A 20,026-nucleotide genomic window follows, 5' to 3' on the forward strand; every position below is an offset into this window, starting at 1 on the left:
CTCCTGCTTCCTACAGCTTGCCGACTAAGTCCAGGCTTGGTGTCAGTGTGTCTTCGCCTGGCTTCCATTTTGCCGGGCAGACCTGGTCGCCGTGTTCTCTTACAAACTGAGCGGCCTGAACCTTACGCAGGAGCTCTTCCGCGTTACGTCCGATACCCATGTCATGAATTTCATAAACCTTGATCACGCCGTCCGGATCCACCACAAAGGTGCCGCGCAGCGCCTGTCCTTCTTCCTTGACCAGCACGCCGAAGAATTTTGCCAGCACGCCGGCCGGGTCGCCTAACATCGGGTATGGCAATCCCTTGATGGTGTCGGTGGTGTCCGCCCACGCTTTATGTACAAAATGGGTATCCTCAGAAACCGAATAAATTTCGCAGCCGATCTTTTTAAATTCTTCGTAATTGTCCGCTACGTCCGCCAGCTCTGTGGGGCACACAAAGGTAAAATCTGCCGGATAAAAGAAGAACACGCCCCATTTGCCCAGGACATCTTCCTTTGTGACGGTTTTAAAATCACCGTTATGATAAGCCTGCACTTCAAAATCGATCAATTCTTTGCCAATTAAATTTTTCATATTGATACCTCTTTTCAATAAAATTTATTTTTGTTAGTTTTTTCTAACTATTTGATGAGTGTATCTTAACACGATGAAAAGAGCTTGTCAAGAATAATTCTAAATTAAAATGCGTTTTTAACCTGAAAAAAGCCACAGAGAATTTAAGGGTTTCTCTGTGGCTTCAAAATTCAGACTTTATAAAACAGGCTAGGAACGGCCCTGTTCCGCGCTTAAGGACACTGGCTTTTTTTCCTTGCGCGTAAACGCCGGCAGCAGATTGGTCATGGAACCGGCCAGGATCAGAAGTACCCCAATGACCATGTTAAACGGCACGGCCTCGTGCAGGATCAGCACCGCCAGAATGGGTGACAGCACCGGCTTAAAGAAAAATACCAGCGACGCCGTACTGGCTGAGGTTTCCTCAATGGCCATGAAATAAAAGGCGTAGCCGCCGCCTGTCACGCCGATACAGATATACAGCATGGTGAGGATATTGGACGCCGTATAGCCCGTAAACAGCGGAATATTGGCAAACAGGGAAAGACCATTGCCAGCCAGCAGCTCCGCCACTGGCCCCACATGGCTGAGGCCGATGAGCGCCAGCATTTCCAGACTGGCAAACAGAAAACTGCCACAGGTCACCACCACGCCGCCGTAGCGGTTACACTGCTTCTTGCCAAAAACCGAGTACAAAGCAAAGGCCGCGGCCGCCAGAATGGCCATGACCACCCCCGCGATGTTCAGCGAAGTGGAAAACGGATTGACAATGACCAGAATCCCAAGGATTTCCAGCACCATGGCCGCCACATGGTTTTTCTGAATGACCTCGTGCAGGATAATGCCCGAGAAAAACAGCACAAACACCGGATTGCTGGAAAACAGCACTGCCACCACCGAGGCGTTGGCGTTTTCCACCGCCAGCTGATAAAAGGTCATGCTGACGACCACGCCCAGAAAGCCCAGTCCCGCAAAATGCAGCAGGCTTTTTCCATCCAGATGCTCCGCCCTTTTCCGAAGCATCCGCAGCGCAAAGGGAATTAAAACAAGACCGCCGATCAGAAAGCGGGTCAGGTTCATCTGCACAGCGTTAAACTGGCCTGACACACTCTTGAGGGCGATCTCCATGGAACTGAAAAACAACGTCGCGACGACAATATATAAATAGCCTTTTTTCAAAATCAAATCATCCTTTCATTTTTCGTACAGTAACGATTTTACCCCTTGCGTTACCATAAGTAAAATGAAATATTCTTATGCGTATTATAACCATCAGTTATGGCAGAATAATGTCCAGAAAGGCCTCCGCCGCCTTGGAAATTCGGCCTTTTTTGCGCCTGATCACACAGATCTGCCGCTTCGGCATCTGGATTTTCGTATTGATCTCCACCAGGGTTCCCTGCTCAAGGCGTTCCTGCGCCACATCGCGGACCGCAATGCCGATGCCCAGGTTTCTTTCCGCATAAGGCATGATCAGCTCCATGGTGCCCAACTCAAAGGCCGGCTCCAGGTGTATCTTATGTTTGAGAAAAAACGAATCCAGATAATGGCGGCTGGCCGTGTTCCGTTCTGTACAGATAATGGGGTGCTCCATGACCGCCTCAAAGCTCAGCACCTTCTCGGCAAGAGGCGCGTAATCCAGCCCGGCCACAAAAACGTCCTGAATCTCCCGGATGGGGTGAATCTCAATATCGTCCGAGGCCGCCACCGGCGAGGATACCACCCCGATCTCAATGTGCTCCTCCTTCAGGGCGGCGCGGGTGCCCGGCGTGGTACCGCTCTGCATATTGATACGGATTTCCGGGTACAGGCTGTGAAATTTTTCAAGGTAAGGCAGCAAAAAAAAACGGGCGATCATATCACTGGTGCCCAGACGCACCACCCCGTTGTTCAGGTTCAGCATCTCCCAGAGCTTTTTTTCGCCCAGCGCCAGCTGTTCATAGGCCTTTACCACATGGCCGTACAGCATTTCGCCCTCCGGTGTCAGGGTCATTCCCTTCTGATTCCGGTAAAAAAGCTCGCAGGACAGCTCCTTTTCCAGCAGATGAATGGATTTGCTTACTGCCGGCTGTGAGATATACAACGCCTGCGCCGCCTGGGTGATGCTCCCGTGACGGGCCACGTAATAAAAGACCTTATAATGTTCAAAATTTACATTCATAAAAATACGTCCTTTTTCCGTTAATCCGTTTCATTATATCACACTTTGAATTTTATGCAACCTCGCTATTCTAGACTTTCTGTCCTGATTCATTTAACTAAAAGTATCAAATTTTTTCAACTTAAAATATTTCAGACAAACAAAAAAATCCCCTCAAGTCCGTCTTTGGGAGATTCTGTCCGTCTTTTTACCCGTTCCTTTCAGTTTTCTTACAGAGACTTGAAATTACTGGTAAAAGCGGATATAATTAAGAAGTCTACTGCGGTCCTATTAAAATGCGCAAAAGTGTTCGGTTATCAATAAACCGTCGGCTTATACCATAGCGGTATCAGTCAGCAACTAAAAGCGTAAATACTATTTTTAGGGGGAATTGTATGCAAGAGCTAGATCATAAGGCGATTGGCCTTCGTATTCGTAAACAAAGAACATTTCTGAACATGTCCCGTGATGAACTGGCAAGAAAAATTGGTATCACGCCAACCTTCCTTGCCGATATAGAACTGGGGACAAAGGGCTTTTCATTAAAAAGCCTGAACCGTTTCTGTGACATTTTAAAAATGTCCGCCGACGCAATTCTCTACGGCCCCAAGGAATACATGGGGACGAAGTACGCAGCGCTGCTGGAGCTTTTGGAACGCTGTCCAGCAGACAAAGGAAAATACGCAGAAGAAATTCTGACTCTGTATTTACTCAGCCACGACCCAGTAGAATAAAAAAATGCGGGTGTCCAAATTGCAGTTGGGCACCTGTTATTTTTTTATACTCTTAAACATAACACCAGCGCCCTGCGTCTCCTCCGCCCGGTTCCGAACCGCTTCCCGGATCAGTTTTGAGCCGATTTCCCGCATTTCGCCAGCTGTATACCAGGGCTTCGCGTAAAGCTTGTAGTCAATATCGGTGCGGTAGCCCTGCAAAATCGCCCGGATCTGCTCCGGACCCATGCCCTGCCGCACATACTCCGATACATCCAGCCCTTCCTCTAAACCCATCCGGATCAGATACATCTTTTTCCAATCCAGATTCTTATCCGCATAGACCGATACATCTACCTTTCCTGTTAGACCTTCCCGTATTTGCCACATCTGGCAATTTGAATACTCAGGATCGTTATAAAAGGTCACATCCACACCGGTCATCAATCCCCAGAAAATTTCCCGTATCTGGTCTGGCGTAAAGGCCTCCGTAATATACGGCGACACATCGAAACCACATTCCATCGCTTCCCGAATCACACTCTGCTGTTCTCTTGAATATTTTGGCTTAACGCCCATTTTTCCACAACCCCAGCAGCATCATCAGCGCCTCAAGGCCCAGGCATTCTGCGGCGACCAGTCCAAACCGGCTGTTAAAGGCCAGTCCGGCAAGCAGCGCGCAGGCACTGATAACCACCAGTATTCTCCTCGCCCGTTTCCGGTAATGGGTGCACTCGACGTCGTCCAGCGGCTTCGCGCTGTTTTCAACCGGCGCCCATCTGAAGATCACCGGAAAAGCACACAGCGTAAGCGACGCGGTAACCACCGCAACCGCCCCCGCCGGGCAGAACCGAGCAACGAGTAAAACAGAAAGTATTGTGATCCATGACAGCAGATAGCAGACCCCGCGTGTGTCGGCGTGGTAACCGCCAGCGTAGGCGCGGATGGCCGCATAAACAATTAAAAAGAGAATGGTCTCCGGCAGCATGCCCAGAATAAGGCCCACCAGCAGCATAGATGCGTAGTGAGTTGCTTTGAGCATGGCTGATTCCAGCCCAAACTGGTAAATTTCCACATCATCTAAATCGATGATCCGGTGCGCGACCAGACGGTTAACCGTCCATTTTGCACCCCGACCAATCATTAGAACTTACGCAGATCCTTAACTTTTTCGGGAAGTTTGTCTTGGTGGTTGAAAAGCCAGCATGCGGTATTGGCATTTTTAATGGCTTCCTGGCGGGCCGTTTTTTCGACGACCTTAAACAGTTTATCTTTTAAGCTATTTTTTTTCATAATAGACACCTCAAATTTAATAAACAAATACATCAGCTGATTACACTTATTTTAGCGTCTTCTTGTAAGAGCTTCAATCCGTTTTATCTGAAGTGTCTTTTTCCTTGTCTATTTAATCATACCTATGTCTGAAGTAAAAAATCATGTGTCTATTTTACGCTGAAGGAGACAATAAAATTTTCACCTCGAAAAATTCATCATTACTTTTTCGTTGTATTGTACCATCATATTTTTCCACGGCTGATTCGACGTTTTTAAGTCCTAATCCCATATGCTTACCACCTTTTGTAGATACAAGGGTATCTTTATCCCAAGCCAACTCTCCATTATATTGATTGCGGATACTGATAGTCACAAATTGATTGAATTTAAAGACTCTTAAAACAATCATTCTTCTTTCTATGGGAATTTTAGTGCATGCTTCAATCGCATTATCCAGCAAATTCGAGAAAATTGTGGTCATATCAAAAGGATCAATAAAGTTAAAATCGATATCTTCCACTTCAATATTTAACTCAATTCTTAATTCATCACATTTTAGTATTTTATCATTAACAATAATTGTCAATATACGGTTTTTACATTTAAAACGGCCTGAAAGAGCGTCCATACTCTCTAAAATTGTTTGCGCATAATACTTAGCTTCAATACCACTTCCTGAAATATATAATTCCTCTAAGGTTTGCATGTGATTCTTCATATCATGAATCAATCGCCTAGAATGATCATATTGGGCTTCAATATTATGATAATAGTTATTTTGCATAGACAATTGCTGATCTCTTAGTTTCATTTCATTTTCCAAAGTATATTTTTGAGAAATAGCTTCAAAAAGATAAATCAAGTAAATATCTAATCCTAAAAATCCAACACTCAAAATAGTTAAAACAACACTTGTAATGGAAGTGTCAATGATAATAGAAATATAATCTATTATTAAAATTTCAAAAAGTGCTAAGATTATTAAAAAGATATTTTGTTGTGTTGCTATTTTACCAAATTCATGCTTTTTCATTATTACAATAAGAGGTCTATAAAAACACAAAAGCATCACTTGACTTGCCAAACCTGAAAAAAATAACGCGGCACTATTTCCCATAATAATTTCCATTGTTCTACCGCTAAGAACAGAAAAAGCTAACACAGAAATGGTGTCCATAATAAACATATATAAATAAAACAACAAACTTGCACCAACAATTTTTCTTTTCATTGGTGCATCAAACAAACAAATTCCAACTAAGCAGGTCGCTAATAATCCATAAAAACTTTTCAGCAAAGGAATTCTCAATTGATTAACTATAATCGCAAAAGATACAAACATAAAATAAGAAAGCACATAAATTGACATAGTGTATTTTTTCTTAAATAGTTTAAACATAAATTTAAACAGAACATATCCTGATATACTGTACCACAATATCAAATTTCCCCAATAAAACACATTATCCATACTTTTCCTCGAACGTATCTCTTAAGCCAATCCGCTACAGCAGCTTAAAATTCTCCTCAATATAATCAAACAGACGCGCCTTAAATTCCACGGCGCGTTTCTGGGCAATGGGTAGGGTTTCGCCGTTATCCAGGAACAGGTCGGCCCCGGCGATGCGCTTGCAGTGGAACAGGTTCACAATCACGCTTTTATGGCAGTACTCAAAATCAAAGTCCCCGACCTTTTCCATGATCTCTGACAGGACGCCGTTAAATTCAAAATCGCCCTGGGTGGTGCTCATTTTGATCTTTCTCCGGACGCGCTCAAAATAATAAATATCGTTGCTGGCAAAGACTTTCAGCTCGCCGCCCATCATCAGCGAGACGTCGTGGCTCTTGTTTTCCTTCTCGATAAAATCAAAAACCTCGGTCAGCACCATGTTAACCTTGGCGGTGTTAAAGGGCTTGACCAGATACTCAAACGCGTGCACGGCAAAGGCGTTGCGCATGTAATGGGTATAGCTGGTGATAAAGATAAGCTTTACCCGGGCGTCCCATTTGCGGATCTGCTTGGCCGTGTCGATTCCGTCGGTGCCGGGCATCTCCACGTCAAGAAAAAGGATATCAAACTGGATACGGTCCTCAAGCACTTCACTGCCGTCATGATAAACATACGTCTCCACATCAATACTGTGTTCCTCACCATATTTGATGATGAGCGCCTCAAGCTTTTCCGCAATTAAAGCATTGTCATCGCAAATTCCAATTCTAATCATCCCATTTTCTGCCTTTCCGATATTTCTTTCATTATATCATATTTTCTTCTAACACCCTATAAAAAGGCGTGATGAAGTTCATTCCTACCAAATATTCTATACCATATAATGACGCTTTGAAAACCAGAATTTTAACATTTTTTTCAAAAAAAGAAAAGCCCCGGCGTTTGGGACTTTTCTAAAAAAGGGAGGGTTTTTCAGCCTCGCTGACTGAAAAGAGGATTTAATGACACCTGTCTGATGGAACAGGCATTATGAGATCTAATTAAATACGAATGATAAGGCGACCGTCCTTAAATTCCATAAAAAAATCCCTCTCGGATTCAGAGAGGGATGAACGAACACAGTTATACTGGATGGTAAAGGTTTTGTTTCGTTTCTTAAGCACTCTAAATCGGAGTCTTTTAAGAACCAATCACTATGTCGGTCTTCTGGCTCAGCAATATCGTCTTTCCGCCTTCCCATCATCATTGACAGTGGCTTTTCAGAAAGCATTTTGCATTACAGCTGCGATTACAGCAAGGGATTTACACCCTTTTCCCACTACATAGGATCATTCAATATTTAATTAACTTCATCATACGCTCTTTGGGCGGATTTGTCAACAGCTTCTTTTTAATTCTTTACGATTTTTCAGGCGGACCCTTTCCGTCCGCCAGCCGCCTCTATAATAATAGAGCACAAGCACTGCCCCGGTCACGATCCAGGTCAGCGGATAGCTCAGGTAGATCATGCGCGCGTCGTGTACAAACCGCAGAGTGGTAAAAATCCAGCCCAGCCGCAGGCCGCACATGCACACCAGAGTAATGACCATGGGGATGACCGTGGCTCCGGCACCCCGCAAAACACCCACAAACACCTGATCGGCGGCGTAGATGCCGTAAAGGGGCACCACGGTGTACAGCTGGCGCATACCGTTTAAAACCACTGCCTCGTCCGAGGTAAACATGCCCAGGATCAACCGGGCGTTCAGGATAATCATTACGCCCAGGCCAAGGGTCACGCCAACGCACAGCAGCAGGCAGACGTTCTTGCCCTTCACCACCCGCTCCCAGTGTCCCGCGCCCATATTTTGGCCCACGAAGTTGGAGATGGCCAGACAGAAGGCGTCAATGGGCATAAAAAGAAACCCGTCGATCTTCATATAAGCGGTAAAGCCGGCCATTACCTCCAGCCCAAAGGTATTGATCTGGGACTGGACCACCACATTGGAAAAGCAGACCAGCACAGACTGCAGGCCGGCGGGCAGGCCGATGCGCACAATATCCCTGAGTGTCTGAGCGTGAAACCGGATTCTCGCTGGCCGCAGCCGGTAGATGGGGTCGGCCCTCAGCAGGATAATGACAATGAGCACAGCGGCGGCCAGCTGGGCCAGGGCAGTAGCCAGCGCAGCGCCGGCAACACCCATGCCCAGCGGACCCACAAAGAGCAGGTCAAGCCCGATGTTCAGCACCACCGTGACCACCAGACAGGCCAGCGGGGTTTTGGAATCACCCACAGCGCGCAGGACACCGCTGCCAATGTTGTAAAGGGTCATGGGGATCATGCCCAGAAAATAGATGCGGATATAGGGTACGGCGTATGCCAGCCCGGCCTCGGGAATGTTCATCATCTGCAGCATGGCCGGCGCAAAGGCCAGCCCCAGAACAGTGAGGACAAGGCCGGACACCAGGCTCAGGGCTACGGCGGTGTGTACAGCCTCCTGCACCTTATCGTATTTTCGGCTGCCAAAAAACTGTGAAATCAGCACGCTGGCCCCGATAGACAGGCCGATAAAAAAATAGATCATAAAGGTGATGAGCAGGCTGCTTGCGCCTACGGCTGCCAGCGCGTCTGCTCCCACCAAACGGCCGACGATCACGGCATCCGCGGTGTTGTACAGCTGTTGGCAGAGGTTGGAGAACATGAGGGGCAGGGCGAACAGCAGCAGCTGCCGCCCGATCCTGCCCTCGGTCATCTGGCCCTTTAACGGGATTTCACGGGTTTCTTCCATATGGGTTTCCTTAATTAATAGAGATGGCAGGCCACCTGGTGGCCTGGCGCCACATCCTTCAGGACAGGCTTGTTCGTTTTGCAGACCGGCATACATTTTTGACACCGCCCGGCAAAGGGACAGCCCGGCGGTAAATCCAGCGGGCTCGGCGGGTCGCCGTCAATGGTTTCGATCTTTTGACAGCAGTCCATATGCAGTGAGAACACAGACCCCAGCAGCGCCTGAGTATAGGGGTGCATGGCGGCTTCACACAGCTGCCCGCCCGGCACAGTCTCCACGATATTGCCCAGATACATGACGGCCAGCCGGTGGCTCAGGCTCTGGACCAGGGCCATATCGTGACAGATAAAGAGCATGGCAATGTTTTTTTCCCGCTGAAGCCGGGTGAGCAGTGCCACGATTTTCTTCTGAATGGAAACATCCAAGGCCGAGGTGGCCTCGTCGCAGACCAGCACCTCCGGGTTCAGGGCCAGAGCTCTGGCAATGCCCACCCGCTGGAGCTGGCCCCCGCTCATGTTGTGGGGGTAGCGGCTCATAAAATCCGCGTCCAGCTCGACCATCTCAAGCAGCTCCAAGGCCTTTTCAGCCCGTTGTTTCCGGGTAATCATGCCAAAATTCATGAGGGGCTCGGTAATGATGTCCCCCACCCGCATCTTTGGGCTGAAGGAGGCGGCGGGATCCTGAAACACCATCTGGATATGCCGGCGGTTCTGCCGGGCCGCCTCTCCCGAGAATCCGGCGATATCCTTTCCTCTAAAGTATATCGCACCCGAGGTGGGCTTTTCAAGCTGAACCAGCATTTTAACAAAGGTGCTTTTTCCGCAGCCGCTCTCCCCCACAATGCCCAGGGTCTCGCCGCGCCGCGCTGCCAGGCTGACACTGTCGCAGGCCTTGAGCATGCGCCCGCCCGGGGCATGGAAGCATTTGGTCAGCTCTTTGGTTTCCAGGACAATTTCATGTTTTTCAGACAAAGCGCGCACCTCCCAGCTCGGGCACTGCGGCCACCAGCTCTTTCGTATAATTTTGTTTTGGGTGAAAGATCACCTCTTCCCGGGTGCCGCTCTCCACGATCTGTCCGGCCCGCATGACGATGATCCGGTCTGCCATATACGCGGCCACGCCCAGATTATGTGTGACGATCATGATTCCTGTGCCAAAGTCCTGGCGCAGGGCCATCATCTGGCGCACGATCTGGGCCTGGGTGGTCACGTCCAGGGCGCTGGTGGGCTCGTCGGCCAGCAGCAGATCGGGCTCAAACACCATGGCCATGGCAATGCCCACCCGCTGGCGCATGCCGCCGCTCAGCTGAAAGGGATAGCTGTCCATGATGTTTTCCGCGTCGGGCAGGCGCATGCGCGCCAGCATTTCAACGGCGCGGGCCCGGGCAGCGTCCTTTGAGACAGCCTTGTGGGTCTGGATATAATCCACGAACTGCCGGCCAATTCTGCGGATGGGGTTGAGCATGCTGCCGCTGTCCTGAAAAATCATGGCGATGCGGCTGCCCCGCAGGTCCCGCCAGGCTTCCGGACTTTTTTCCAGCAGGGGCTCCTCCTCAAAAAGCAGCTCCCCGCCGGTGATCCGGCCGCCTCCCGGCAGCAGGCCGAGAATGGAGCGGATCACCGTGGTTTTTCCGCTGCCGCTCTCTCCCACAACGCTGATGATCTCATGCTTTTTCATGTGCAGGTCAAAGTGCGCCACGGCCGGCGGCTTTTCACCGTACTGGACGCTCATGTCCCGGATTTTCAGCATCTTTTTCTCCTCTCGTTATCGTGTTTTTCGCCTACTGGGCCGGCTTGATTTCCTTGGTCAGCCAGTAGTAATCCGCTGGCAGCATCTCGACGCCGGTAATCTTCTTGCTGGAAATAATGTTGGTTTCCGGATAAGCGTAGAAGATGCTGGCCGCGTCATTCATGATGAGCTGCTGGGCCTGGATAACCAGCTCCCGCCGTTTGGCGGTGTCAAACTCGGTGGACAGCTGGTCTAAGACTGCATCGACCTCAGGGTTGCTGTAGCCCGCTGTGTTGGCATTCTTGTTCTCATCGGTATGGGTTTTCCAATATTCCTTCAGGTAGTTTTCCGGATCGCCGGTGTTGGCGGTGATGACATTCCAGATCAGCAGGTCGTACTCGCCGTTTTCCTGCATATCCAGCAGAGTGGTGTACTCGTAGGTCTCGACCTTGACGTCAATGCCGATTTCCTTCAGGTTGGCCTGGGTGGCGGTGGCCAGGATGGGCAGCTCGGCGCGGCTGTCGTAAATCACATACTGGAGCGTCAGGTTCTGGCCGTCCTTCTCCACAATGCCGTCGCCGTTGGTGTCGGCATAGCCTGCCTCGGCCAGCAGCTGTCTGGCGCTTTCCAGGTTATAGGTGTTTTCATCCTTCAAGCTGTCAAAGCCGTAATCCAGTGACGGGGGAATCGGCGCTTTTCCGGCCTCAAAGGTGCCGTGGAGCAGGTTATCTGCGTAGGTCTGGCGGTCCATGGCGCGGATTACTGCCTGGCGTACCTTCAGGTCGGCCAGGGCTCCCCGCTGGTTCATAAAGGAAAGCACCGTCCGCAGCGATGCGATGCTGTTGATGTCAAACTGGTCGTTGCCCTCAAACAGGGATAAATCGCTGCTGCTGATGTTAACAGCCATATCTACCTCGCCGGACTGGAGCGCCATGGCGCGGGTGTTGGCGTCGTCGATGACCTGGATGTTCACTTCATTGTATGGTACCTCACCGTCCCAGTAATTTTCATTCTTTACCACCACGCATTTTTCCTTGTCAAAGGACTTGACCGCGTAAGGCCCTGTACAGATTGGCCCGTCTGTGGCAAAGGCGGTGGTATCCACAGTGGTGTCCACGATCAAAAACAGCGGATCGGCCAGGCAGCCAGGCAGCCCCGGTGTCGGACTTTTGGTCTTGATCACCAGGTTTGAGCCGTCCACCGTCATGGCGTCGTACTGGAAAAAGTCCGAGCTGGCGCGCTTGCTCATCTCAAAAGTCCGTTCCAGCGACGCCTTGACCAGGTCAGCCGTCAGCGGGGTGCCGTTTGAGAACTTGACGCCGTCGCGGATTTTAAAGGTCCAGGTCAGGTTGTCGCTGCCCAGCTCCCAGCTCTCCGCCAGCCAGGGCTCTGCGCCCATCTCCTCGTTGAACTTTACCAGGGTTTCACCCACGCCGTAGCGCATGACCACCCAGCTGAAATACTGCTCGGTCGGCTCCAGCGTATCCGCGAAGCTCGTCACCCCGATGTTCAGCTGATCTGAGGATCCCGAAGAACCTCCGCTGCCTCCGCAGCCCGATAATCCTGTCGCCGTCATGGCCAGAATCGCCACTGCTAATACCAGTTTCTTAAATTTACTCATTTTGTCTCCTCTCATATTCATATGAAAATTAAAATAAAAACCTTGTTTATTTTGCAGACCCGCTGCTCTAATCCTGACGCGGGTCCAGTATATCCCGGAGTCCGTCCCCCATCAGGTTAAACACCGAAACCACCATAAAAATGGCGATGCCCGGGAACAGCATAAGCCAGGGCGCGGTCTGCAGGTACTGCCGCCCTTCATTGAGCATCAAGCCCCATTCCGGTGTGGGCGGCTGTGCCCCCAGTCCCAGAAAGGAGAGCGCCGCCAGCTCAAGCATCATGGTACCCACGTCCATGGCCGCGGTTACGATCATGGTCGGAATGATGTTTGGCACCACATAACCGCCCAGTACCCGGCCGGTCCGCGCTCCTGTGACCACCGCCGCGGAAATGTACGCGCTGTTTTTAATCTTGAGCACCAGGCTGCGGCTCAGCCGGGCGTATTTTGTCCAGCTCACCACCGCCAGGGCGATGACTGTGTTAAACAGGCTCGGCCCCAGCATCCCGGCAATGGCAATGGCCAGGACCATGCCCGGAAAAGAGATCATCATGTCCGAGATCCGCATGATTACCGCGTCCACCGCGCCGCCGAAATAGCCGGCGACCATACCGAGAAATGTCCCGACCCCAAAGACAATAACCACCAGCGTCAGCGTCATTTCCAGCGACGCCCGCGTCCCGTAGATGATCCTGGACAGCTCACAGCGTCCCAGCTGGTCTGTACCACAGGGGTATTCAGCCGACGGCGGTCTGAGCGCGTTCTGCATAATGGTCTCATAGGGATCGTGGGGCGCGATCCACGGCGCAAACACCGCGATCAGAACAATCACCGCCGCCAGCATCCCGCAGATGGCAAAAAGCCTGTTCTGCCTGAAAAAAGCTTTCATTTACGCCTTCACCGCCTTTCTTTTTACTTCCCGGTGCAGCTCCCGCAGCCTCGGGTCCAGATAGCCGTAGGAGAAATCCACCAGCAGATTGATGACCATGTAAATCAGGGCGATCCAGATCACATAACCCTGAACCAGCGGATAGTCCCGGGCGGCGATGGCATTCACAGCCATTTTTCCCAGGCCGGGCCAAGAGAAAATAATCTCCACTACCGCCGTGCCGCCCAGCAGCGAGCCCAGGGACAGGCCCAGCAGGGTTACCAGCGGCAGCATGGCGTTTGGCAGCACCTCCCGCCACAGTATGGCCGATTCCTTAAGGCCGCGGGCCCGGGCCCCGGCCACGTAATCCTGGCGCAGCTCCTCCAGCACCGCGGTGCGCACCTGTCTTGTATATTTGGCCGACATGGCAATGGCCAGCGTGACCGCAGGCAGCACCAGCTTCATAAAGCCCGTGCCCGAGGTGGCGATGGGAAACCAGTTCAGCTTGAGGCCAAACACGTACAGCAGCACCAGGCCGATCCAGAAGCCTGGAAAGGATACGCCAATAAAGGACAATCCCCGCACCAGGTAATCCGGAAAGCGATTCTGGTACACGGCTGCCAGAATCCCCAGGGGAATGGAGATCACAAGCATCAGAATGAGCGACGCGGCCGCCAGCTCCAGGGTCGGTCCAAGGCAGTCAAGCAGCACTGCGCTCACCGGCGTTTTCGAGGAATAGGATGTCCCCATATCCCCAGTCACAAAGCCCTTAAGCCAGTTGCCATACTGCACCAGAAACGGGTCGTTGAGGCCCATTTCCTCCCGGGTTTCCGCCAGCAGCTCCTCAGACGGCGGTGTGCCGCCGGCCACCAGCATCAGCTCGGCCGGGTCACCGGGGGATAAATAAGTCAGGCAAAAGGTCAGAAAGCTGATGCCAAAAAGCACCAGTACGATTTGCAGCAAACGGTTAACAAGCTGTTTCGTGTTCAATAAAGAAATCCTCCTCTGTCAAAATGGCAATACGGGTAACAATCCGAAACGGAGAATAAAAGGGAAAGGGCATGAAAATCATTAAAAAAACAGCCCAGACGGCTGAATGAAAACAAAGCCCTCCTATCTACCGTAAGATTACTAAAAACAACAATACAAGCAGGTCTCCTGACTTAAGTTCTTCGTATGTCCACGCCTTCCCAAGGCTGTGCCTCAGTGACATCTTGCGGACTACTCCCTATTACAGTGACGGGATCGTACCGGATTTGCACCGGTTTCTCTTTTAATCCCCGATCGGGAACTTGTATTTGGCATGATTAAATTTTAAAAACGGATATTTCACTATGGTAAACTGTGAAATTGCTTAAATTATACTGAACTTTCGTGCATTTGTCCAGTCTTTTTTAAAAATAAAAGCAATAAATTTAAGCAGATACCCCCACCCGGTATATTTTTTGCTTTTATTTTTTTCTGCTTGACATTGGTTTTCGCCATGCCTTATACTCAAGGCAATCGGCTTAAATCAAAATTATTTCAAAAACGAAAGGAGTCCGCAATGAAAAAAAACCTATCCATCGGCACACTGACAGCCGCCCCCGGCGAGAAAGTCCAGGGCATGCTGCCCATCCCACACACAGAAATCGAGGTTCCCGTCACCCTGGTCAACGGCGCGGGCAGCGGAAAAACCGTGCTCATCACCAGCGGTATCCACAGCTGCGAGTACGTGGGCATCGAGGCCGCCATCCAGCTGGCCGGCGAAATTGCCCCCGGGCATCTGAAGGGAAATCTTATCCTCATCCACCCTGTTAATATTCCGGGCTTTGAGTCCCGCTACCCCACACTCATGCCGCAGGACAATAAAAATCTCAATCGGGTCTTTCCCGGAACCCACGAGGGCACTCTGGCCGACCGCGTCGCCCATTTCTTTGAGTACAGCCTTTATTCTCAGATTGATTTCTACATCGACCTGCACTGCGGCGAAATTTTTGAGGACCTGACGCCTTATGTATACTACGTGGGCGCGGCAGACCCCGCGGTTTCCGAAGCCGCCCGGCAGGCCGCCCTTCATGTCGACGTGCCCTATATGGTCAAATCCACCGCCACCACCGGAGCCTACAATTATGCCGGCGTGCTCGGCATCCCCAGCATCCTGCTGGAACGCGGCTGCGCGGGCCGTTTTACCCAGGCAGAGGTCGACGCAGATAAGAAGGATGTCATCAATATTCTCAAGCACCTCGGCCTGCTGGCCGGCGATCCCGAGCAGCGGCACCGCCCTGTGGACCTGATTGATCTGGTATACCTTATGCCCACACATCACGGCCTCTGGTATCCCGAGGTAAAGGTGGGCGAGCTCATCGCCAAGGGCCAGCGCCTCGGTGAGGTCAGGGATTATTTCGGCAAAATCCTCGACACCTACCACGCCGAATACGACGGCGTGGTCCTCTACCAGTCCGCCACCCTCTGGACCGATGATTTCTGCGAGCTTATCACCTACGGCAAATTTGCGGAAACCACAGGAATGACCCGTTAATTTTTGCTATTACCCCTTGACAAACAACCTCCGGACAGTTAATATTAACATATGAACAATGATTCATATGTTTTATTCATCATATTTTAATCCAACTTTCCGAGGAGGCCATTATGGCAACAAAGACTTATATATTAGAGCACCTGGGCTGCGCCAACTGCGCTTCAAAAATCGAGCGCAAAATCGCAACCCTGCCCGGTGTCAGCGAGGCTAACATCGTCTATGCGACCAAGCAGCTCCGCCTCACCGCCGAAGACCCGGACGGGCTTTTGCCGGAAATGCAAAAAATCGCGGTTTCCTACGAGCCGGACATTCGCATTACCGAGCGAAAACGCCGTTCCCTGAAAAAAGCGCCGGCACCCGCCGTCCACAGCCACAGCGAAGAATCTCATCGCCATGACGAGGCCTGCGGCTGCGGGCATGATCACCACGAGCACGAGGAGCATCACCACCATGACGATGACTGCGGCTGCGGGCTCGATCACCACGAGCATGAGGCGCATCACCACCATGACGAAGCCTGCGGCTGCGGGCTCGATCACCACGAGCATGAGGAGCATCACCATCATGACGACGATTGTGGATGCGGGCTCGATCATCACGAGCACGAGGAGCATCACCATCATGACGAGGCCTGCGGCTGCGGGCACGATCACCACGAGCACGAGGAGCATCACCATCATGACGAGGCCTGCGGCTGCGGGCACGATCACCATGAGCATGAGGAGCATCATCACCATGTCCCCGGCCATCCGGCGGACTGCCAGTGTGAGCTCTGCCGCCACGGCGAGGAATACTGCGATATCTGCGGCGAGAGTCTGGCCAACTGCACCTGTAAGATGCCCGACGCAGACGTGGAAAAAGCGGTTTTCATTCTTGAAAACCTGGGCTGTGCCAACTGCGCGGCCAAAATGGAGCACAAAATCAAAGAGCTGCCCGGAGTCGAGTACGCTACCATCACCTATGCTACCAAGCAGCTGCGCCTGTCCGCCGACAACGCGGCTGCCCTGCTGCCCGATATTCAGCAGATCTGCGCGGCCATCGAGCCGGACGTCAGGGTCATTCCCCGCAAAAAAACCGTGGGCAAAGGCCTCACAAGGGTTTATACTCTCGAAAATCTTGGCTGCGCCAACTGCGCGGCCAAGATGGAAGCCAGGATCAATGCCCTGGACGGCGTCACCAGCGCCACCATCACCTATGCCACCAAGCAGCTCAAGGTTACCGGAAAAGACCCGGACCGCCTGCTTTCTCAGTTCCGTGACATCTGCCAGTCCATCGAGTCGGACGTGCAGGTCATTCCCCGGGAAAGCCGCCCAAAAGCTGTAATCCCAGAGGCTCAGGCCGTTTCCGGCAAACCCGCGAAGAAAAAAATGTCGGCTGAGACCAAAACCCTCATCGGCATTATCATCGGCGCGGCCCTGTTCATCGCCGGCGAGATCATGGAGCGTACCCTGCCCCCGGTTTACAACATTCCGGTTTTCGTGCTGGCTTACATCATCCTCGGCGGCCGTATTGTCATCACAGCGGTCAAGAACCTGATGAAGGGCCAGGTCTTTGATGAAAATTTCCTGATGAGTGTAGCTACGCTGGCGGCCTTCGCCATTCAGGATTATCCCGAGGCTGTGGGCGTCATGCTGTTCTACCGTGTCGGCGAATACTTTGAAGACCGCGCGGTCGAAAAAAGCCGCACCCAGATCATGGACGCGGTGGACATGCGCCCCGAAGTCGTCAACCTGCTGGTCGGCGACGAGGTGCGGGTCATCGACGCCGAGGAAGCCGCCATCGGCGACATCCTGCTGGTGCGCCCCGGCGACCGCATTCCTCTGGACGGCGTCATCGTCGAGGGCGAAAGCCGCATCGATACCTCCCCGGTAACCGGCGAGCCTGTTCCGGTCAAGGCCGGCTACGGCGACGAGGTCGTCTCGGGCTGTGTCAACACCTCCGGCCTCTTAAAAATGCGGGTCGAAAAGGTTCTGGAAGAATCCATGGTCACCCGTATTCTGGACTCTGTGGAAAACGCAGCGGCCAGCAAACCGAAAATCGACCGGTTCATTACCCGCTTCTCACGGATCTATACCCCCTTCGTGGTCGGCCTGGCTGTTCTGACTGCCGTAGTACCGTCTCTGGTGACTGGCGACTGGTATTACTGGATTTACACAGCCATCACCTTCCTGGTCATCAGCTGTCCCTGTGCACTTGTGCTCAGTGTGCCCCTGGCCTTTTTCTCCGGCATCGGCGCCGGCTCCAAACGCGGTATTCTGTTTAAGGGCGGCGTGTCCATCGAAGGGATCAAAAACATCGCGGCCGTGGTTATGGATAAAACCGGCACCATCACCGAGGGCAATTTCGTGGTGCAGCAGGCCATTCCCACCGACAGTGTGGATGAGGCCCGGCTTCTGGCCCTGGCGGCCAGCTGTGAGCTGACCTCCACTCACCCCATCGGCAACAGTATTGTGACTGCCGCCGAGGAACGGGGCCTGTCTGTGGAACGCCCGGCTTCTGCTAAGGAAATTGCCGGCAAGGGCGTCCAGGCGGTTTTAAGTGACGGTACAGTGCTCTGCGGAAACCGCTCGCTGCTGGAATCCCAGAACGTTGATCTGGATGGCTATAAAAATGACCATTACGGCACCGAGGTGCTCCTGGCTCTGGACGGCAGATTCATCGGTTATCTGGTCATTTCTGACACCATCAAGCCTGACGCCGTGGACGCCATCGCCAAGATCAAGCGTCTGGGCATCCGCACTGCCATGCTGACCGGCGACGCTCAGGAAAGCGCTGAGGCGGTTGCCAAAGCCACAGGCATCGACGAGGTTCACGCCAAACTCCTGCCGGAGGATAAGCTGAGTGAGCTTCAGGCCATCCGAAAGGCTCAGGGCGGCGTCATGTTTGTCGGCGACGGCATCAACGACGCGCCGGTACTGGCCGGGGCGGATGTGGGCGCGGCCATGGGCAGCGGCGCGGATGCCGCCATCGAGGCTGCAGACGTTGTGTTCATGAACTCCAGCGTTGAAGCCATACCCCAGGCCATCGAGATCGGCCGCAAAACCAGCCGGATCGCCTGGCAGAACGTGGTCTTTGCCCTGATCATCAAGGCGCTGGTCATGGTTCTGGGCCTGCTTGGCTTTGCCAACATGTGGATGGCGGTCTTTGCCGATACCGGCGTTGCTATCCTCTGCGTGCTCAACTCCATCCGTATTTTATATAAGAAATAAGCAGCATAAAAAACCCCGGCTTTCTAAAAATGAAAGCCGGGGTTTTGCCGTTTGTTTTATTTCAGTAAAACGCCGCCGCAGTAGGGGCACTGGTTTTTATCCGCTGGTGAAAACTCGCCGCAGATAATGCATAAAATCTCATCGTCCTCTGATTTGTCATATTTTTCAGGTATTTCATAGCCGGCATGGTGGCGGACTGGCTCACCTTCTTTAAAATAGCCGGTAAAATCCATTTCCGGATGGCCTTTAAACACATAAGTCATTTCACGGCTGCCCTTTTTTATGACAAAGGTATGATAGGAATATTGTTTTTTGCTCTCCGGGTCCTCCGCGCTTTTGCGGACTACCCGTCTGAGGGATTTAAGCTCGCCATCAAAGGTTTTATCCCTGGAAAACAGACTGCCTTTTCTAAAATAAGTCTTTGCCCGGGTGGAAAAGCCTTCCTCCAAAGCGTTTTTTGTGCCGCTCATTCGCCTGACACCTCCCAACAGACACTCCAATGTCTCATCTAATTCAATTTATCAGTTCACCTGTTTTTGGTATTTTACCACTTTATTTTTCCTGTTACAAGCGGCTTTAAAAATTTTAATTATCATTAAAGCTTCCTTGCCTTCATCATTCCTTTAAAATTAATAAAAGATACCCTCTCAGAGATAAAGGGTATCTTTTGCTGTCCGCTAATATTAAAAGGCCCTTATCTTTCAAAGGGCCCTTTTCAGAGGCCGGATTAATGGGTAAACCGGATTCTGTGATGGTTTTATTCTTCTACCGCAGGGGCTGCTCCTGCTTCCTCTTTCGGGTACTTCTTTTTCATGTAAATCTGAGTCGCGATACAGCCGCCGATGGCGATGACCGCGCTGACGGTCAGACAAATGAAAATGTAGGTGTAGCCCTTGAGCGCATAATTGTCAATGAAGCTGCCAAACAGCTGATGCATAAAGCTTTCCGGCAAAAAGCCGATCACGGAAAGCAGGCCCGAGGCCGCGCCGAAGATATGGGCCGGCACATGGGTTTCTGTCAGAACAGAGGACGCAACACCGTAAGCGCCGTTGGCCAAAAATCCCAAAACCAGGGTAATGACAATGGCAACCATCATAAAACCTGCGGTCTGCGGCAGAATCAAATAAGCAAAACAGCAGACCGCGCAGGCGGCCATCACCACCAAAATGGTTTTGGA

The 20,026-nt window shown here is 51.6% G+C and carries 18 protein-coding genes, 1 pseudogene and 2 riboswitches; of the genes and pseudogenes, 3 read left to right on the plus strand and 16 right to left on the minus strand.

Translation table 11 applies throughout. From position 1 onward, the window contains the following. Positions 1 to 10 precede the first annotated feature (10 nt). The 3 genes from ahpC to I2B62_RS17775 form a co-directional block, all read right to left on the minus strand. A complete protein-coding gene (ahpC, locus tag I2B62_RS17765) occupies positions 11 to 577 on the minus strand; it encodes an alkyl hydroperoxide reductase subunit C (RefSeq protein ID WP_195270375.1) in 567 nt (188 codons plus the stop codon). A gap of 189 nt (positions 578 to 766) precedes the next feature. Further along, positions 767 to 1,735, minus strand: coding sequence for a DMT family transporter (locus tag I2B62_RS17770; protein WP_195270376.1), 969 nt, complete (start codon positions 1,733 to 1,735; stop codon positions 767 to 769). A 97-nt stretch (positions 1,736 to 1,832) separates the two neighbouring features. Beyond that, on the minus strand, positions 1,833 to 2,717 hold the full coding sequence (locus I2B62_RS17775) for a LysR family transcriptional regulator (RefSeq protein ID WP_195270377.1): 885 nt from the start codon (positions 2,715 to 2,717) through the stop codon (positions 1,833 to 1,835). A gap of 374 nt (positions 2,718 to 3,091) precedes the next feature. On the opposite strand from I2B62_RS17775, the gene I2B62_RS17780 reads away from it, so the two are divergent. Beyond that, positions 3,092 to 3,430 carry a helix-turn-helix transcriptional regulator gene (locus I2B62_RS17780; protein ID WP_195270378.1) on the plus strand — a complete coding sequence of 113 codons (339 nt, stop codon included), beginning with the start codon at positions 3,092 to 3,094 and terminating at the stop codon, positions 3,428 to 3,430. A gap of 36 nt (positions 3,431 to 3,466) precedes the next feature. On the opposite strand, the gene I2B62_RS17785 is transcribed toward I2B62_RS17780, so the two are convergent. The 11 genes from I2B62_RS17785 to nikB form a co-directional block, all read right to left on the minus strand. Continuing rightward, entirely contained in the window at positions 3,467 to 3,988 is a 522-nt protein-coding gene (locus tag I2B62_RS17785; RefSeq protein ID WP_195270379.1) for a hypothetical protein, read from the minus strand. Next, entirely contained in the window at positions 3,978 to 4,553 is a 576-nt protein-coding gene (locus tag I2B62_RS17790) for an accessory gene regulator B family protein (RefSeq protein WP_195270380.1), read from the minus strand. The genes I2B62_RS17785 and I2B62_RS17790 overlap by 11 nt, the downstream gene beginning before the upstream one ends. Next, positions 4,553 to 4,702, minus strand: a complete 150-nt coding sequence (locus I2B62_RS17795) for a cyclic lactone autoinducer peptide (RefSeq protein WP_195270381.1) — start codon at positions 4,700 to 4,702, stop codon at positions 4,553 to 4,555. Before I2B62_RS17795 ends, I2B62_RS17790 begins: the two co-directional genes overlap by 1 nt. Positions 4,703 to 4,856: 154 nt before the next feature. Continuing rightward, positions 4,857 to 6,155, minus strand: coding sequence for an ATP-binding protein (locus I2B62_RS17800; RefSeq protein ID WP_195270382.1), 1,299 nt, complete (start codon positions 6,153 to 6,155; stop codon positions 4,857 to 4,859). 34 nt (positions 6,156 to 6,189) lie between these two features. Further along, on the minus strand, positions 6,190 to 6,909 hold the full coding sequence (locus I2B62_RS17805; RefSeq protein WP_195270383.1) for a LytTR family DNA-binding domain-containing protein: 720 nt from the start codon (positions 6,907 to 6,909) through the stop codon (positions 6,190 to 6,192). Positions 6,910 to 7,312: 403 nt separating this feature from the next. Further along, positions 7,313 to 7,475: riboswitch (cobalamin riboswitch) on the minus strand. 35 nt (positions 7,476 to 7,510) lie between these two features. Continuing rightward, positions 7,511 to 8,902 carry an MATE family efflux transporter gene (locus tag I2B62_RS17810; RefSeq protein WP_195270384.1) on the minus strand — a complete coding sequence of 464 codons (1,392 nt, stop codon included), beginning with the start codon at positions 8,900 to 8,902 and terminating at the stop codon, positions 7,511 to 7,513. A gap of 14 nt (positions 8,903 to 8,916) precedes the next feature. Next, complete coding sequence (locus I2B62_RS17815) at positions 8,917 to 9,882, minus strand: ABC transporter ATP-binding protein (protein ID WP_347707837.1); 966 nt, start codon at positions 9,880 to 9,882, stop codon at positions 8,917 to 8,919. Then, positions 9,866 to 10,651, minus strand: coding sequence for an ABC transporter ATP-binding protein (locus I2B62_RS17820; RefSeq protein ID WP_195270386.1), 786 nt, complete (start codon positions 10,649 to 10,651; stop codon positions 9,866 to 9,868). Before I2B62_RS17820 ends, I2B62_RS17815 begins: the two co-directional genes overlap by 17 nt. 31 nt (positions 10,652 to 10,682) lie before the next feature. After that, positions 10,683 to 12,251, minus strand: a complete 1,569-nt coding sequence (locus tag I2B62_RS17825; RefSeq protein WP_195270387.1) for an ABC transporter substrate-binding protein — start codon at positions 12,249 to 12,251, stop codon at positions 10,683 to 10,685. 67 nt (positions 12,252 to 12,318) lie between these two features. After that, positions 12,319 to 13,137, minus strand: coding sequence for a nickel transporter permease (gene nikC / locus I2B62_RS17830; protein WP_195270388.1), 819 nt, complete (start codon positions 13,135 to 13,137; stop codon positions 12,319 to 12,321). Continuing rightward, a complete protein-coding gene (nikB, locus tag I2B62_RS17835) occupies positions 13,138 to 14,106 on the minus strand; it encodes a nickel ABC transporter permease (RefSeq protein WP_195270389.1) in 969 nt (322 codons plus the stop codon). Positions 14,107 to 14,246: 140 nt separating this feature from the next. Then, positions 14,247 to 14,427: riboswitch (cobalamin riboswitch) on the minus strand. 235 nt (positions 14,428 to 14,662) lie between these two features. On the opposite strand from nikB, the gene I2B62_RS17840 reads away from it, so the two are divergent. Further along, positions 14,663 to 15,637, plus strand: a complete 975-nt coding sequence (locus tag I2B62_RS17840; RefSeq protein ID WP_195270390.1) for a M14 family metallopeptidase — start codon at positions 14,663 to 14,665, stop codon at positions 15,635 to 15,637. Between the two features lie 113 nt (positions 15,638 to 15,750). Next, positions 15,751 to 18,849 carry a heavy metal translocating P-type ATPase gene (locus I2B62_RS17845; RefSeq protein WP_195270391.1) on the plus strand — a complete coding sequence of 1,033 codons (3,099 nt, stop codon included), beginning with the start codon at positions 15,751 to 15,753 and terminating at the stop codon, positions 18,847 to 18,849. A 56-nt stretch (positions 18,850 to 18,905) separates the two neighbouring features. On the opposite strand, the gene I2B62_RS17850 is transcribed toward I2B62_RS17845, so the two are convergent. Further along, complete coding sequence (locus I2B62_RS17850) at positions 18,906 to 19,319, minus strand: hypothetical protein (protein WP_195270392.1); 414 nt, start codon at positions 19,317 to 19,319, stop codon at positions 18,906 to 18,908. Positions 19,320 to 19,606: 287 nt separating this feature from the next. Further along, positions 19,607 to 20,026, minus strand: a pseudogene (locus I2B62_RS17855) (MFS transporter); the annotation flags it as partial.

This window comes from Eubacterium sp. 1001713B170207_170306_E7, assembly GCF_015547515.1.
Taxonomy (GTDB): domain Bacteria; phylum Bacillota; class Clostridia; order Eubacteriales; family Eubacteriaceae; genus Eubacterium.